Consider the following 15,352-nt stretch of genomic DNA (forward strand, 5'->3'; position numbering starts at 1 on the left):
CTTCGGCTTGACCTTGCCCGCCTCCAGATCCCGGACCCACATGCAGTCGAGCTTGTTCTTGCTGACATCAATGCCAATATGAGCCATCTCGTCCTCTCACCTTGTCCGTACAGCTTCACCCGCCCTTCACGGGGAGCTTGGATACCGTTCAAACTTCGAGATGAAAAAGGACTCGGGGGCCCATCTACGGCACAGGTTCGTGACCTCAGGATGCGATCGGGTTACCCCGAGTCCGGTGCGGTCCATGGTAGCGATCCGTGAACCGCAAGACACAAGGATGCGGATGAGCGCAGCGAATCGCATCAGGGTTGCCCCGACGTCGGCATGGTGCGTTTCGCTGCGCTCAACGCACCCTACGGCGCTGGAGTTTGCTGCAGGCGTGGGGATACTTTTGTTTTGACCTTCATCCCCCCGTATGAAGCCCCTTGCGGAAGGGTTCTCGGGACGGAGGAGAGGCGCTGACTGTCTGAGCGGAGCGTAGCGCAGCGAGTTTCAGCGCCGCCGGCCCGAGGGCCCTGGAGCAAGGTTCCCGGGCGGAATCCGGGTGCGCCTCGACGGGTACTTTCTTGGGCAAGCAAGAAAGTACCTCGCGAGTGAGCGCACGGCAGTATGTGGACCGAAGGCACGTAAACACCGGATGACGAACGGTGCCTTGCCACAAGAGGCGGCGGGGCCGGGCGCTAAAGGGCGTCGAGGACTTCGGAGAGGCGCGAGACCGCGACGACTTCCATGCCCTTGATGGGCTTGCGCGGCGCATTGGCCGCCGGTGCAATCGCTCGGGTATAGCCGTGCTTGGCCGCTTCGCGCAGGCGCTCCTCGCCGTTCGGCACCGGGCGGATTTCGCCGGCCAGCCCGACCTCGCCAAAGGCCAGCATCTCCTGCGGCAGCGGTCGGTCGCGAAAGCTCGACAGCGCGGCGGCGAGCATCGGCAGGTCGGCCGCGGTCTCGGTTACGCGCACGCCGCCGACCACGTTGATGAATACATCCTGGTCGAACAGCGCCACGCCGCCGTGGCGGTGCAGTACGGCCAGCAGCATGGTCAGGCGGTTCTGCTCCAGCCCCACGGTGATGCGCCGCGGTTGCGGGGCATGACTCTCGGAGACCAGGGCCTGCACCTCCACCAGCAGTGGCCGGGTGCCCTCACGGGTGACCATGACCACGGAGCCGGGCACTGGGCCCTGATGCCGGGACAGGAAGATGGCGGAAGGATTGGATACGGCCTTCAGGCCGTTTTCCAGCATCGCGAACACGCCCAGCTCGTTGACCGCGCCGAAGCGGTTCTTCACCGCGCGCAGCATGCGGTAGCGCCCGTCCGGGTCGCCTTCGAAATACAGCACCGTGTCGACCATGTGCTCGAGCACGCGCGGTCCGGCCAGTTGGCCGTCCTTGGTCACGTGGCCCACCAGGATCACGGTGATGCCGCGCTGCTTGGCCAGGCGCACCAGGGCGGCGGCACTCTCGCGCACCTGCCCGACCGAGCCGGGGGCGGACTGCAGTGCGGCGGTGTACAGCGTCTGGATGGAGTCGATCACCAGCACGCGCGGGCGTTCGCGTTCGCAGGTGGCGATCACGTTTTCCACCTGGGTCTCGGTCAGCAGGCGCAGCCCGTCGACCGCGAGCCCCAGGCGCCGCGCGCGCATGCTGATCTGCTGGGCGGATTCCTCGCCGGTCACGTAGAGCGTGTCGTCGACGGGCAGCATGGCCAGGGTCTGCAGCAGCAGGGTGGACTTGCCGATACCCGGGTCGCCACCCAGCAGCACGACCGAACCGTGTACCAGTCCGCCGCCCAGGGCACGGTCCAGCTCCGACAGGCCGGTGCCGGTCCGTGGGACTTCGCCGGCCTCCACCTCGCCCAGCCGGGTAATGCCGGCGACCTCGCCCGCGTAGCCGCCGCGCGGTCCGGACGGGGTGGCCGGCACGGCCTCCTCCAGGGTGTTCCAGGCGCCGCAGTCGCCGCACTGGCCCGCCCACTTGGGGCTCACCGCGCCGCATTCCCGGCATACGTGCTGGGTCTTCGCCTTCGCCATCAGGCTTCCTTGTCGTCCGGTGTGGCGGGCAGGTCGGGGGCGACCACGCGCACGGTGCGGATGGTGTTGTTCTTGATCTGCACGATGTCCATCACCACGCCGTTGATGCGTACGCTGACCGGCGCCTCGGGGATACTCTCGAGGTATTCGACGATCAGCCCGCTCAGGGTCTTGGGGCCGTCCACCGGGAGCTCCAGGCCCAGCGAGCGGTTGAGCTCGCGCAGGTGGATGCCGCCATCGACCATCGCCGAGCCATCGTCCTGGCGCAGCACGTCGTCGCTCATGGCCGGGGAGTCGGTGGTGAACTCGCCGACGATCTCTTCCAGCAGGTCCTCCAGGGTGATCAGGCCTTCGATATCGCCGTACTCGTCCACCACCAGGCCGATACGCTTTTTCTGCTGCTGGAAGTTGATTAGCTGACGATTCAGCGCGGTGCCTTCTGGGATGAAGTAGGGCGGGCTCAGGATCTGGCGCAGATCATCGGGACCAAACTCGTCGCGCTCGATCAGGGGCAGGGCATCGCGTCGGTGCAGGAATCCGACAATGTGGTCCAGCTCGCCCTCGACGACTGGCAGGCGCGTGAAGCTGCCATGCACCAGTTGCTCGAGGACTTCGTTCCAGGGCTCGTTCAGGTCCAGCACCACGATCTCGTTGCGCGGGATCATGATGTCCTCGACCGTGGTGCGTTCAAGCTCCAGCAGGTTCAGCAGCATGCGCTGGTGGTTGGCCGGGATCAGGGCGCCTGCCTCGGAGACCACGCTGCGCAGCTCGTCGGTATTCAGGGCCGAGCGCTGGCCGGGCGTCATATGCACCCCGAACAGTCGCAGCACACCGTTGGCGAGGACGTTGATCATCCAGACCACAGGCCACAGCACCTTCAGCAGGCCGGCATAGACCCAGGCTGCCGGGTAGGCGACACGTTCGCTGTGCAGTGCCGCCAGGGTCTTGGGCGCGGTCTCGGCAAAGATCAGCAGGGTCAGGGTGAGTACACCGGTGGCGATGGCGACCCCGGTGTCCCCGAACAGACGCCAGCCGATAAAGGTGGCGATCTGGGCAATCAGGATGTTGACGAAATTGTTGCCCAGCAGGATCAGCCCGATGAGGCGGTCCGGGCGCTCCAGGAGGCGTGCAGCGATCGCGGCCGTTCGATGTCCGGTCTGGGCACGGTGGCGCATGCGATAGCGGTTGAGCGCCATCAGTGCGGTCTCCGAGCCGGAGAAGAACGCCGACAGCAGGAACAGTACGATCAGGGCGCCGAACAGGAAGGAGAGCGGGATCTCTTGCAAGAGGCGGCCTGCGGGTCAGGGATGGGGTGGTCGCGCCGTGGTGGGCGTCTGGTTCATTTCAGGCAAGCGTTGCAGGGGTGTCAAGCCCTCTCCGCGGCTTCAGATCCGCCCGAGGATGACCTCCAGCACGAGCTTGGAGCCGAAATAGGCCAGCACCAGCACTACGAAGCCGCCTGTGGTCCATGCGAGGGCGCGTGTCCCGCGCCAGCCGAGGCGCCAGCGGCCAAGTAGCAGGATGGAGAAGATCCCCCAGGCCAGCAAGGACAGGATGGTCTTGTGCACCAGGTGCTGCGCGAACAGGTCATCCACGAAGACGAAGCCCGAGAGCAGACTGAGTCCGAGGAACAGCCAGCCGATGAAGATCATGCGGAACAGCCAGATCTCCATCGAGAATAGTGGTGGCAGGAAGCGCACGATCCCGGAGGTGTGGTGGTTGTGCAGCGCACGGTGTTGCGTAGCCATCACCGCAGCCTGGGCCGTCGAGAGCGCGAGGAAGGCCCAGCCGAGTGCCGAGAACAGGATGTGTACATCGATCCCGGCGGAGGTCGCGTAGCGAGTGCCGTCTTCGCACAGCAGCGCGCCCAGCGCGGCCAGTGCGGTGAGCGGCAGGATCACCACACCCAGTACCGCCAGCGGGTGGCGCAGGGCGGTCAGCCAGAGCAGGGCCGCCACCAGCCATAGCGAGGCGGACAGGGCATTGCCCAGGCACAGGTTCAGACCGGCCTCGGTTACCACCAGCGGGATCAGCGCGGCCAGATGCACAACCAGGGCGGTCAGCCACAGCACCAGGGGCGCGCGCGGCTGTCCGGCGGCCAGGGGCTGGCTGCGGGTGGCGACAATGAGGTACCCCGTGGTGGCGAGATACAGGGCTACGGCAAGCAATCCGGCGACGGTGGTCATGGGGGGCGATTATCCCCGCTCGTGCGTCTGAATGCACATTCGGGGATGTCCTGTGCCGGCAATCCCGTAATGCTGGCGGGGACGTGCAGGCGGATGGGCGGGGCCGCTATACTGTCCGGTCTTTCCCGGCGATGGCCGGGGCCCGATCGAGACGAGGACAGACGATGTTCGACGGCCTTTCCAGCCGCCTGCAGGAGACGATGAAGCGCCTGAAGGGTCAGGCGCGGCTCACCGAGGACAATATCCAGGATGCCCTGCGCGAGGTGCGCATGGCGCTGCTGGAGGCCGACGTGGCCCTGCCTGTCGTGCGCGAGTTCATCAAGGACGTCAAGGAAAAGGCGCTGGGCAAGGAGGTCGTCGGGAGCCTCACCCCGGGGCAGGCCCTGATCAAGGTCGTCCACGACGAGCTGGTCGCGACCATGGGCGGGGAAAATGCCTCGCTGGATCTCGCCGTGCAGCCGCCAGCCGTGGTGCTGGTGGCCGGTCTGCAGGGCGCGGGCAAGACCACCAGTATCGGCAAGCTCGCGCGCCTGTTGCGTGAGCGCGAGAAGAAAAAAGTCGCCGTGGTGAGCTGCGACGTCTACCGGCCTGCCGCGATCCAGCAGCTGGAAACGCTGGCCGGGCAGGTCGGTGTCACCTTCTATCCCAGCGACACCAGCCAGAAGCCCGAGGCCATCGCCGAGGAAGCGGTCACTCGGGCGCGGCGCGAGGGTGTCGAGGTGCTGCTGGTGGACACCGCCGGCCGGCTGCATGTCGACGAAGACATGATGGCCGAGGTGAAGGCCCTGCACCAGGCGATCGACCCGATCGAGACCCTGTTCGTGGTCGATTCCATGACCGGCCAGGACGCGGCGAACACCGCGCGCGCCTTCGGCGAGGCCCTGCCGCTGACCGGTGTGGTGCTCACCAAGGCCGACGGGGACGCCCGTGGCGGTGCCGCGCTGTCGGTGCGCCAGATCACCGGGGTTCCGATCAAGTTCATCGGCATGGGCGAGCGCCCGGATGCGCTGGAGCCGTTCCATCCCGAACGCATTGCCTCGCGCATCCTCGGCAAGGGCGATGTCCTGTCGCTGGTCGAGGAGGCCAGCCGTCAGGTCGACCAGGACAAGGCGGCCAAGCTCACGCGCAAGCTGAAGAAGGGGCGCGGCTTCGACCTGAACGACCTGCGCGAGCAGCTCGGCCAGATGCAGAAGATGGGCGGGATCAGCTCGATGCTGGAAAAGCTCCCCGGGGGCGGCAAGCTGCCCGACGGGGTGAAGAACCAGGCCAACGACAAGGAGATCGGTCGCATGATGGCGGTGATCTCGTCGATGACCGAACACGAGCGGCGCCACCCGGACGTTATCAAGGGGTCGCGCAAGCGCCGGATCGCCGCCGGCTCCGGCACCCAGATCCAGGACGTGAATCGCCTGCTCAAGCAGCACGCGCAGATGAGCAAGGCAATGAAGAAATTCTCCAAGGGTGGCGCGTCGAAGATGATGCGCGCCCTGGGTGGAAAGCTCGGCGGTATGGGGGGAATGGGCGGCCCCGGCGGGGGCATGCCGTTCCGCTAGCCAGAGGCCGGCCCCGCCCCGGCACCTTGTGCTGGCGGCGGGATTCGTTATAATCGCGCGTTTTCTCGAGAAAACGGACTCAAACGGGGTTCTACACAACATATGGTTACGATTCGCCTGCTACGCCGCGGCGCCAAGAAGCGCCCGTTCTACTCGATCGTCGTCACCGATTCGCGCAAGCGTCGGGACAGCGGTTACAAGGAACAGATCGGTTTCTTCAACCCGGTCGCCCGCGGTCAGGAAGAGCCGCTGCGCATCGATCTGGAGCGCGTGGACTACTGGCTGGGTCACGGCGCCGGCATGTCCGAGCGCGTGAACCATCTGGTCAAGGGCTACCGCAAGCAGCAAGCCGCGGCCTGAGGCCGTTGGCTCGCTGATTACGCGTAGTCCGAACCCCGGTGATGAGCGAGGCGGGTGAACGCATCCGCGTCGGGCGCGTCTCCGGGGTGTACGGCGTGAAGGGCTGGGTCCGGATCTTTTCCGAGACCGAGCCGCGCGCCGCGATTGCCGACTTCCCCCGGTTGTGGTTGCGTTCCGGCGCCGACTGGCGGCTGGCGGAGGTCGAAGCGGGCCGGGCCCACGGGCCCGGCGTCGTGATGAAATTTGCCGAGACCGCGGATCGCGAGGCGGCCTACGGCCTGATGGGCGCCGAGCTTGCGATCGAGCGCGACTGGCTCCCGCCCGCCGAGGACGGCGAGTACTACTGGGCCGACCTGCTGGGCATGGAGGTCGAGCACCAGGACGGGACCGCACTCGGGCGCATCTCCGGATTCATGGAGACCGGCGCCAATGATGTGCTGGTCGTGCGCGGCGAGCGTGAACGCCTGATCCCGTGGGTACGGGGCCAGTACATTCTGGATGTGGACCTGGAGGCCCGGCGGTTGCGGGTCGACTGGGATCCGGAATTCTGAGGCGGACGATGCGCTTCGATATCGTCACGCTGTTTCCGGAGCTGGTGGCGGCGGTGGGCGAATCCGGGGTGACCGGGCGGGCGGTGCAGCAGGGCCGACTCGTGCTGGAGACCTGGAACCCGCGTGACTGGGGTGCCGGTTTCCACCAGGCGGTGGATGATCGTCCCTACGGTGGCGGCCCCGGCATGGTCATGCAGTATGGGCCGCTGGCGTCCGCGCTGGAGGCGGCGCGGGCCGATGCCACGGCACCCTTGCATGTGATTGCCCTGACCCCGCAGGGGCGGCCGATCCGGCAGGCCATGCTGCGAGAGCTGGTCAGGAAGCCGCGGGTGGCGCTGGTGTGCGGCCGCTACGAGGGCATCGACGAGCGCTTCATCGAGGCGCAGGTCGACGAGGAATGGTCGCTGGGCGACTATGTCCTGTCCGGTGGCGAGCTGGGCGCGATGGTGGTGATCGATGCCTGTGCGCGCCTGCTCCCGGGTGTGCTCGGGCACGCGGATTCCGCCGGGCAGGACTCGTTCAGCGAGGGCCTGCTCGACTGCCCGCACTACACGCGGCCGGAGGTCGCGGCGGGGCGCGCGGTGCCATCGGTGCTGCTGGGTGGCGACCATGGCGCGATCCGGCGCTGGCGACGGCGCGAAGCGCTGGGGCGCACCTGGGAGCGGCGGCCGGATCTTCTGGCGCGTGAAGAGCTCGGGGTCGAAGATCTGGCCCTGTTGGACGAATACCGTGTGGAACGCCGGAAAGGCGGTCCGCACACCGAAAGCGATGATTGAGGTCGAACGATGAACAGCGTGATTCAGGAACTGGAAGCCGAACAGATGAAGTCCGACGTGCCGGACTTTGGCCCGGGCGACACCCTGGTGGTGCAGGTGAAGGTGCGTGAAGGCGAGCGTGAACGCCTGCAGGCCTTCGAGGGTGTGGTGATCGGCAAGCGCAGCCGTGGCCTCAACTCGGCGTTTACGCTGCGCAAGGTCTCCTACGGCAATGGTGTGGAGCGGACCTTCCAGACCCACAGCCCGCAGATTGCCGAGATCAAGGTGAAGCGGCGCGGCAAGGTGCGTCGGGCCAAGCTGTACTATCTGCGCGATCGTACCGGCAAGGCCGCGCGTATCAAGGAAGACATCAAGGCGAACCGGAACGGCGCCTGATGACCCGGGTGGCCGCGCAGCTCCGCTCGCGCCCGCCCGGTTTTCCGTTGTCGGCCGAATCGGCCTTGCGAAGCCAGCGCTGCCTCCTGCCGGGAGTCGCGCTGGCTTTTGTGTGGCTGGAGTCCGGGCAGGGTGATCTGCTGGCCTGCGGCTGGCAGCGTCCCGGCGACGAATCCGACCTCGCGCCGTTGCGGGATATTCCGGCAGCCGATCGTTGCCCGCCCGCCTTCGATCCCGCCGACTACGCAAGCGACCCCATGCAATGGCGGGCAACGTCGGCGGTTCCTCCGGGCACCGAACATGCCCGCCGCGTCTGGGCGGCACTCTCGGCGATCCCGGTAGGCGAGGTGCGTACCTATGCGCAGATCGCCGCCGAGATCGGGTCGGCCCCGCGTGCCGTGGGGCAGGCCTGTCGGGCCAACCCCTGGCCCCTGTTCATTCCCTGCCATCGTGTCGTGTCCGCGCGCTACAGGGGTGCGCGCGACATTGGCGGCTACGCGGGCGACCAGGACGGCCCGCTGGCCGAGGTGAAGCGGGCTTTGCTCGTTCACGAAGGCGTCCTACAGTTCGACTAGGATCGCCTTGTTTCTTTGCTGCGCCCCCTGCCCCGCCATTCGGTGCGCTACCCTCCAGTTGTTCAATGACTTGCCGCGCGCCCCGGGCCAGCCGTGCTTCGGGTGTCCCTGCTCGATGCGCAAAAAAGTCCACCACACGACGGAATAGATTTCCCGCATGCCGCGTCTGCCAAACGGTGCTGGCCGCCGAGAATCCTTGAAAAACAGACTGTTAGAAAACGCTAATATAGCTTTTTGTGTTGACAGCACGGACCCCGGTTCAGCACTCTGCTACTCAGGTCCGGGCCGCCCCGGCCACGGACCGTATCGAAAAAACCGTGTGATGGAGGTTTCCATGTTCAAGAAAGCATTGCTTGCGTTGCCCGTAGCAATGGCAGTCGGGATTGCGGGTACCGCGGCCCAGGCAGAATGGCAGGACCCGAACGACGTTCTGCAGAAGCTGCTCGAGGCGCAGCCCGATTCGAAGTACCTGCATCAGAGTGAAATGAACATCATGATGATGCCGGACAACCCCGCCCTGTACCTGCTGGATGACGGCGAAGAGCTGTTCTACAAGGAGCGTGGTCCGAACAATGTCTCGCTGGAGGCCTGCGACTTCGGCAAGGGCGAGGGTGTCCTGGAAGGCGCCTACGTTCGCCTGCCGCGCTACTTTGACGACGTCGGCAAGGTCATGGACTTCGAGCAGCGCCTGGTGCACTGCATGAAGGAGATCCAGGGCTTCACCGAAGATGACTCCGCTGTCTCGCAGCGCCATGGTTCCGGCTCGGACATCATGCGGCTGACCACCTACATCGCGCACCAGTCCTCCGGCTACGAGTGGGACCTCCCGCTGGATCATCCGGAAGAGCAGGCGATGCGTGACGCCGGCGAGGTGCTGTTCTTCCGCCGCGGTGGCGCGATGGACTTCAACTGCGCGTCCTGCCACGGCCAGTCTGGCAAGCAGATCCGCGCGTCCGTGCTGCCGGAGATGCGCAACTCGCAGGAGTGGACCAAGGCGGTCTCCTGGCCGGCCCACCGTGCGGGACAGGATAACGTCCGCAGCCAGAACCACCGTATCCGTGGCTGCCTCTGGCAGATGCGTCATGCCGGTATCCTGCCGGACACCCCGGTGAACACCGCGCTGATCTCCTACTGGAATGACGCGGCGCGTGGCGAACCGGCCATCCTGCCCGATCTGAAGCGGTAACTACGGACGCAATAGGAGACATCAAGTATGTTTAATAAAAACACTGTTGCGGCCGGTGTGGCCGCATTTGCATCCGTCGCCCTGGCTGCCGGCTGTGCCGTCGCCGACGGCAACAAGGCGGATGACGTGGATATCACGGCCATGAGCGCCGATGAGCTGGCCGAACATCTCATCTTCGAGACCGGCAGCTGGCGTGACCAGGAAATGCAGGAAGGCGGTACCTGGGCCGACCGCATGACCCAGGACGAGATCCAGAAGGCCTGCTCGTTCGACAACACCCGCAACGATCTGGATGGCGAGGTCGCCGGCAAGGTCGTGGCGCTCGCGCGCGAGCAGTACGAAGCGCCGGAAGGCGATATCGAGCTGGGTGACTGGCGCAAGGGTGCCGAGCTGGCGGATTCCGGCTACGGCTACCGCATCGGCCACAATATCGATGACCACGGTACCCGCGAGCCGGGTGGCAACTGCTACAACTGCCACGTGATGGATTCGAGCGTCTCGGTGCAGGGCACCATCGGCCCGAACCTCGAGAACTACGGGGCGCAGCGTGGCGACAGCCAGGAGATCCGTCAGTACGTGCATCAGGTGATCTCCAACCCGCATCAGTACTTCCCCTGCGGTGAAATGCCGCGCTTCCAGGGGCTGCTGACCGAAGAGCAGATCAGCCACATCATGGCCTACCTGCTCGATCCGGAGTCCCCGGTTAACAACCGGTAAGTCGTTTCGCACGACAGCTGCCCGGTCCCGGATGGGACCGGTGCAGCATGGCAGCAAAACGGGTTGTCACGCATGACGCGTGGCAACCCGCTTCCTTACGAATTTCTGTGGTCGGGTATTTGTCGGGTCTGGCTTGCGCCAGAAGCCGCCTGCCGGGCCGCAATATGGGCTGAACAGGGGAACCGATGGGTCGCGGGACGATGCGGCACGGGCTGGAAAAGCCATCGGTTGTGACGGACGTGAGGGGAGGCTCAGGGATGTTCAACAAGAAAATGCTGACCGCCGCGGTGGTCGTGTCGGCTTCTGCCGCGCTGGCGGGTTGCGACCAGTTCTTTCAGGACGCCTCGGACCGCGAGGTCGACATCACCCAGATGAGCCCCGAGGAACTCGCCGAGCACCTGGTGCTCGAGAGCGACAGCTTCCGTCTGGACCAGGAAGTCCAGGAAGGTGGCACCGGGCGAGAGCGGATGCAGCAGGACGAGATCCAGGCCCTCTGTTCGCTCGAAGGTTCTCCCGACAACGAGACTGCAGGTCAGGTAGTCGCAGCGGCGCGTGCGTCGTACGAGCGGCCGGATGGAGGGGTGGAGCTGGGTGACTGGCGGCGTGGAGCGGAACTCGCCCGCTCTGGTTATGGCTATCGCGTTGGGCATAACAACGACGACCACGGTACGCGGGAGCCCGGTGCGAACTGCTATGCATGCCACCAGATGGACCCGGCGGAGACCACCTATGGCACGATCGGGCCGAGTCTCGCGAACTACGGGCGCGAGAGGGGTACCGACGAGTCGGTGCTGAACTATGTGCACGAGGTGATCAACAACCCGCATCAGTATTTCCCCTGCACTCACATGCCGCGATTCGGGCGCAACTTCCTGACGGAGGAACAGATCAGCCACGTGATGGCCTATCTGCTGCACCCTGATTCGCCGGTCAACCAGTAAGCCGTTCACACGGTCGCGGGCGGGTCGTAAAGGCCTTCCCTCCTTGAGCCATCGCGGGGTACTCGCGGTGGCTCTTTTGTATGGGGAGACAGGGTTCGGCAAGTTCCGAGAGCCGTATGAGCTGCTATCAACATGCGCGCCATGCCGGCAACTTTGCCGATGTGCACAAACATCTCGTGTTGTGGACGCTTCTCGACGCCTTGCGGGAGAACACCCAGCCGTTCGTGGCGCTGGATCTGTACGCCGGCGCCGGCCGCTATGACCTCACCGGGGAGGGTTCCTCGGCCACCGGAGACTGGCAGCAGGGAATTGGCCGCCTGTGGGAGGCGCGTTCGGAGATGGCGGCGGACCCGCTCCTGCTGGGCTATCTCGGTGCCGTCGCGGCGGAGCCGCCGGACCCGGCCCGGTTAAGGTACTACCCGGGGTCACCCGAACTGATACGGGCCAGCCTGCGAGAGCGGGATGCCCTGATCGCCAGCGAGCCGCGCGCTGCGGTCCGGGCAGAGCTGCAGGCGACGTTGAACCGTGATGCGCGCTGCCGCGTGCACTCGTACGATGCCCTGACGGCAGTGCACGCCCTGGCCCCTCCGCCGCTCGAGCGCGGCCTGGCGTTGCTGGATCCGCCCTATGAGAGCCAAGGCGAGTACGCGGAGGTGGCGCGGGTCGCGCGGATCCTGCGTGCCCGGTGGCGCACAGCCATTGTCGCGATCTGGTATCCAGTGGTTCCCGGTCGGCCCGACCAGTCCCTGCGCGCCGAGCTGACCTCCGCACTGGAGGTCCCGTGGCTTGTGAGCGAACTTCACATCCGCCCGGAAGCTGGAGGTGGCCGCGGCATGGCCGGCTCCGGTGTCCTGCTCCTTCGGCCTCCCGAGCCCCTGGGAAGGCGTTTGTCCGCGGTGCTCGGGCGGGTGCACGCGGTCCTCGACCCCGAGTGCCACGGCGGGGTGTACGGGGAGCAGGGCCCTTGAAATCGGCGCGGGTGACCCCACGTCGAGTCCTGTCGAACCCATTCAAGCGCACGAGAGGACATACAGGACCATGACGGACACGCAGACCGCTTCGGCCGCCGAGGGCCATACCGAGACTCGCCGCTTCGAGACCGAGGTCAGTCAGCTGCTGCAGCTGATGATCCACTCGCTGTATTCCAACCGCGAGATCTTCCTGCGCGAACTGATCTCCAACGGTGCCGACGCCTGCGACAAGCTGCGCTTCGAGGCACTGGCCCAGCCTGATGCGATCCCGCAGCCGGCCGAGCTGGCGATCGACGTCGAGGTAGACAAGGAGGCCCGGACCGTCACCGTGCGCGACAACGGCATCGGCATGTCGCGCGACGAGGTCGTCGAACACATCGGGACCATTGCGCGCTCCGGTACCAGGGCCTTCCTCGAGAAGCTGACCGGCGACCAGAAGAAGGACTCGCAGCTGATCGGCCAGTTCGGCGTGGGGTTCTACTCTTCGTTCATCGTGGCCGACCACGTCCGCCTCGAGACGCGTCGCGCGGGTACCCCCGAGGAGGCCGGTACCCGCTGGGAGTCGCGCGGCGACGGCGAGTACACCCTGGCTGACTGCGAGCGCCCCGAGGCGGGGACCGAGATCACGCTGACGCTCAAGGAGGATGCCGACGAGTTTCTCGAGCCCTTCCGTCTGCGTCACATCATCAGCCGCTACTCCGACCACGTGGCGTTCCCGATCCGCATGCGCAAGGCCGATGACGACGGCAAGCCCACCGACGAGTGGGAGACTGTCAACCGCGCCAGCGCCCTGTGGACCCGGCCGAAGAGCGAGATCAGCGACGACGAATACCGCGAGTTCTACAAGCACGTCGCACACGACTTCGAGGATCCTGTTGCCTGGACCCACAACCATGTCGAGGGACGCCAGGAGTACACCACGCTGTTCTACATCCCGAAGCGCGCCCCGTTCGACCTGTGGGACCGCGACGCGCGCCACGGCGTCAAGCTGTACGTGAAGCGCGTGTTCATCATGGACGACGCCGAGAAACTGCTGCCCAGCTACCTGCGCTTCGTGCGCGGGGTGGTGGACTCGGCCGATCTGCCCCTGAACGTCTCGCGCGAGATCCTCCAGGACAACCGCCTGGTGGACTCCATCCGCTCCGGATCGGTCAAGAAGGTCCTCGGCCTGCTGGAGGGCATTGCGAAGAACGAGCCGGAGAAATACGCCGAGATCTGGCAGAACTTCGGCCGCGTACTGAAGGAGGGTCCGGGCGAGGACTACGCCAACCGCGAGCAGATCGCGGGCCTGCTGCGCTTCGCCAGCACGCACAACGACGACGACACCCAGAACGTCTCGCTGGCCGACTACATCGGCCGGATGAAGGACGGCCAGGACGCGATCTACGTGATCACCGCGGACAACGCCAGCGCGGCGCGCAACAGCCCGCACCTGGAGATCTTCCGCAAGCACGGTATCGAGGTGCTGCTGCTGTCCGACCGGGTCGACGAGTGGCTGCTGTCGCACCTGCGCGAGTTCGATGGCAAGCCGATCAAGAATGTCGCCAAGGGTGACCTCGATCTGGACAAGATCATCGGCGAGGAGGCGGCGACAGAGGATGCCGCGGACGACAGCGCGAAGGCCGACCAGGACCTGGGCGACCTGCCGGAGCGTATCCAGACCGCGCTGGGCGAGCGCGTCGACTCCGTGCGCGCCTCGAAGCGCCTGGTCGACTCGCCGGCCTGCATTGTGCTCGGCGAGCACGAGATGGCGTTGTATCTGCAGGAGCTGCTGAAGCAGGCCGGGCAGGAGACCTTCTCCAGCAAGCCGGTGCTCGAGATCAACCCGAAGCACCCGCTGGTCGAGCGTCTGCGCGCCGCCGAAGGGGACGACTTCAAGGATCTGGCTTCGCTGCTGTTCGACCAGTCGCTGCTGGCGGAAGGCGGGCAGCTGGAGGACCCATCCGGTTTCGTCTCGCGCCTGAACCGCCTGCTGCTGCAAGAGGCCTGAGCCCGACACCGGCGAGGCTCAGTCCCCGGAAACCGCCCCGGAAAAGGGTGGACCTGACGTCACGGGGTCATGCGCGTTACCCTGTGCGGTTCATGAATCGAGAGGGCGAAGCCCATGCAAGTTGCACAAAACGCCGTGGTGTCCATCCACTACACCCTGACCAACGATGCTGGCGAGACCATCGACAGCTCCGAGGGCCGCGAGCCGCTCGCCTACCTGCACGGGAATGGCCAGTTGGTGCCGGGTCTCGAGCGCGAGCTCGAGGGCAAGGCCGCCGGTGACAAGGTCCAGGCCAAGGTGGCGCCGGAAGAGGGCTATGGCGAGAAGATCGAGGCCATGGTGCAGGAGATCCCGCTGGAGGCGTTCCAGGGCGTGGATTCCGTGCAGCCGGGCATGCAGTTCCAGGCGCAGACCCAGAACGGCCCGCTGACCGTGACCGTGACCAAGGTCGAGGGTGAGACCGCGACCGTGGACGGCAATCACCCGCTGGCCGGCGAGAACCTCAACTTCGACGTCGAAGTCGTCGAGGTGCGCGAGGCCTCCGCCGAGGAGCTGGAGCATGGCCACGCCCACGGCGTCGGCGGTCACCAGCACTGAGCGCGTCCGCATGCCTCGCCCTGCGCAGGGCGGACCCTCAAGGGCCCCGGACTCCGGGGCCTTTTTTGTGTCCGCGCATCATCGTTCCCGTTCTTAGTAAATGGTGTTGCAAACCATTCGCATTCTCTATAGTGTGGCGTCCGTGCTGAACGACGGGCGGAAAAGCGGAGTGCTGGCAGACGGACGTCGGGCGCCGAATAATGCGGTGTTCGGATCGCGCCAATGCCTCTCATGAAACCACCCCGTCAAGGTCCCGCCAGCCGCCTGCGCCCCCTCGCGCTGGGCCTGGCCGTCAGTGTTGCGCTGCACGGTGCGGTGCTGGGGGGGCTCTGGCTCGTGCGCGACGACGAAGAGCCCGAGCTGATGGAGTCCGGGGCCGGTGGTGGCCTGCAGGCCCACTGGGTCGACCTTGACAGAATTCGGCCCGAGGGCATGCTCGCCGAAGACTCGGGGGAACCAGAGCCGGAACCAGAGCCGGAACCAGAGCCGGAACCAGAGCCGGAACCAGAGCCGGAACCAGAGCCGGAACCAGAGCCGGAACCAGAGC

The 15,352-nt window shown here is 66.1% G+C and carries 14 protein-coding genes and 2 pseudogenes; 13 read left to right on the top strand and 3 right to left on the bottom strand.

Going from position 1 to position 15,352, the window contains the following annotated elements:
- Positions 1–680 precede the first annotated feature (680 nt).
- From radA to C995_RS0113280, 3 genes are all read right to left on the bottom strand, one after another.
- A complete protein-coding gene (gene radA, locus C995_RS0113270) occupies positions 681–2,027 on the bottom strand; it encodes a DNA repair protein RadA (protein WP_018865400.1) in 1,347 nt (448 codons plus the stop codon).
- Positions 2,027–3,313, bottom strand: a complete 1,287-nt coding sequence (locus tag C995_RS0113275; protein ID WP_018865401.1) for an HlyC/CorC family transporter — start codon at positions 3,311–3,313, stop codon at positions 2,027–2,029. The genes radA and C995_RS0113275 overlap by 1 nt, the downstream gene beginning before the upstream one ends.
- A 99-nt stretch (positions 3,314–3,412) precedes the next feature.
- Positions 3,413–4,213, bottom strand: coding sequence for an inner membrane protein YpjD (locus tag C995_RS0113280; RefSeq protein WP_018865402.1), 801 nt, complete (start codon positions 4,211–4,213; stop codon positions 3,413–3,415).
- Positions 4,214–4,377: 164 nt separating this feature from the next.
- On the opposite strand from C995_RS0113280, the gene ffh reads away from it, so the two are divergent.
- The 13 genes and pseudogenes from ffh to C995_RS14365 all read left to right on the top strand — a co-directional run.
- A complete protein-coding gene (gene ffh, locus C995_RS0113285; protein ID WP_018865403.1) occupies positions 4,378–5,766 on the top strand; it encodes a signal recognition particle protein in 1,389 nt (462 codons plus the stop codon).
- Positions 5,767–5,868: 102 nt separating this feature from the next.
- Positions 5,869–6,126 carry a 30S ribosomal protein S16 gene (rpsP, locus tag C995_RS0113290; RefSeq protein ID WP_012981840.1) on the top strand — a complete coding sequence of 86 codons (258 nt, stop codon included), beginning with the start codon at positions 5,869–5,871 and terminating at the stop codon, positions 6,124–6,126.
- Between the two features lie 41 nt (positions 6,127–6,167).
- Positions 6,168–6,677 (top strand): ribosome maturation factor RimM, encoded by a 510-nt coding sequence (rimM, locus tag C995_RS0113295; RefSeq protein ID WP_018865404.1) that lies wholly within the window; start codon positions 6,168–6,170, stop codon positions 6,675–6,677.
- 8 nt (positions 6,678–6,685) lie between these two features.
- Entirely contained in the window at positions 6,686–7,453 is a 768-nt protein-coding gene (gene trmD / locus C995_RS0113300) for a tRNA (guanosine(37)-N1)-methyltransferase TrmD (protein WP_018865405.1), read from the top strand.
- Between the two features lie 9 nt (positions 7,454–7,462).
- Positions 7,463–7,828, top strand: a complete 366-nt coding sequence (gene rplS, locus C995_RS0113305) for a 50S ribosomal protein L19 (protein ID WP_018865406.1) — start codon at positions 7,463–7,465, stop codon at positions 7,826–7,828.
- Positions 7,828–8,403: a methylated-DNA--[protein]-cysteine S-methyltransferase gene (locus C995_RS0113310; protein WP_018865407.1), complete on the top strand. Its 576-nt coding sequence runs from the start codon at positions 7,828–7,830 to the stop codon at positions 8,401–8,403. Before rplS ends, C995_RS0113310 begins: the two co-directional genes overlap by 1 nt.
- Before the next feature lie 370 nt (positions 8,404–8,773).
- Positions 8,774–9,589 carry a sulfur oxidation c-type cytochrome SoxA gene (gene soxA / locus C995_RS0113320; protein WP_018865408.1) on the top strand — a complete coding sequence of 272 codons (816 nt, stop codon included), beginning with the start codon at positions 8,774–8,776 and terminating at the stop codon, positions 9,587–9,589.
- Between the two features lie 27 nt (positions 9,590–9,616).
- A complete protein-coding gene (gene soxX, locus C995_RS0113325) occupies positions 9,617–10,306 on the top strand; it encodes a sulfur oxidation c-type cytochrome SoxX (RefSeq protein ID WP_018865409.1) in 690 nt (229 codons plus the stop codon).
- A gap of 257 nt (positions 10,307–10,563) precedes the next feature.
- Positions 10,564–11,247 carry a sulfur oxidation c-type cytochrome SoxX gene (gene soxX, locus C995_RS0113330; RefSeq protein ID WP_018865410.1) on the top strand — a complete coding sequence of 228 codons (684 nt, stop codon included), beginning with the start codon at positions 10,564–10,566 and terminating at the stop codon, positions 11,245–11,247.
- A 116-nt stretch (positions 11,248–11,363) separates the two neighbouring features.
- A pseudogene (gene rlmJ, locus C995_RS0113335) lies at positions 11,364–12,258 on the top strand (23S rRNA (adenine(2030)-N(6))-methyltransferase RlmJ); the annotation flags it as partial.
- A gap of 27 nt (positions 12,259–12,285) precedes the next feature.
- Positions 12,286–14,208, top strand: coding sequence for a molecular chaperone HtpG (gene htpG / locus C995_RS0113340; protein ID WP_018865412.1), 1,923 nt, complete (start codon positions 12,286–12,288; stop codon positions 14,206–14,208).
- 114 nt (positions 14,209–14,322) lie between these two features.
- Positions 14,323–14,805 carry a peptidylprolyl isomerase gene (locus C995_RS0113345; RefSeq protein WP_018865413.1) on the top strand — a complete coding sequence of 161 codons (483 nt, stop codon included), beginning with the start codon at positions 14,323–14,325 and terminating at the stop codon, positions 14,803–14,805.
- Positions 14,806–15,036: 231 nt separating this feature from the next.
- Positions 15,037–15,352, top strand: a pseudogene (locus C995_RS14365) (energy transducer TonB); the annotation flags it as partial.

Origin of the sequence: Thioalkalivibrio sp. ARh3, assembly GCF_000377265.1 — a bacterium.
In the GTDB taxonomy this organism is placed as follows: domain Bacteria; phylum Pseudomonadota; class Gammaproteobacteria; order Ectothiorhodospirales; family Ectothiorhodospiraceae; genus Thioalkalivibrio; species Thioalkalivibrio thiocyanoxidans.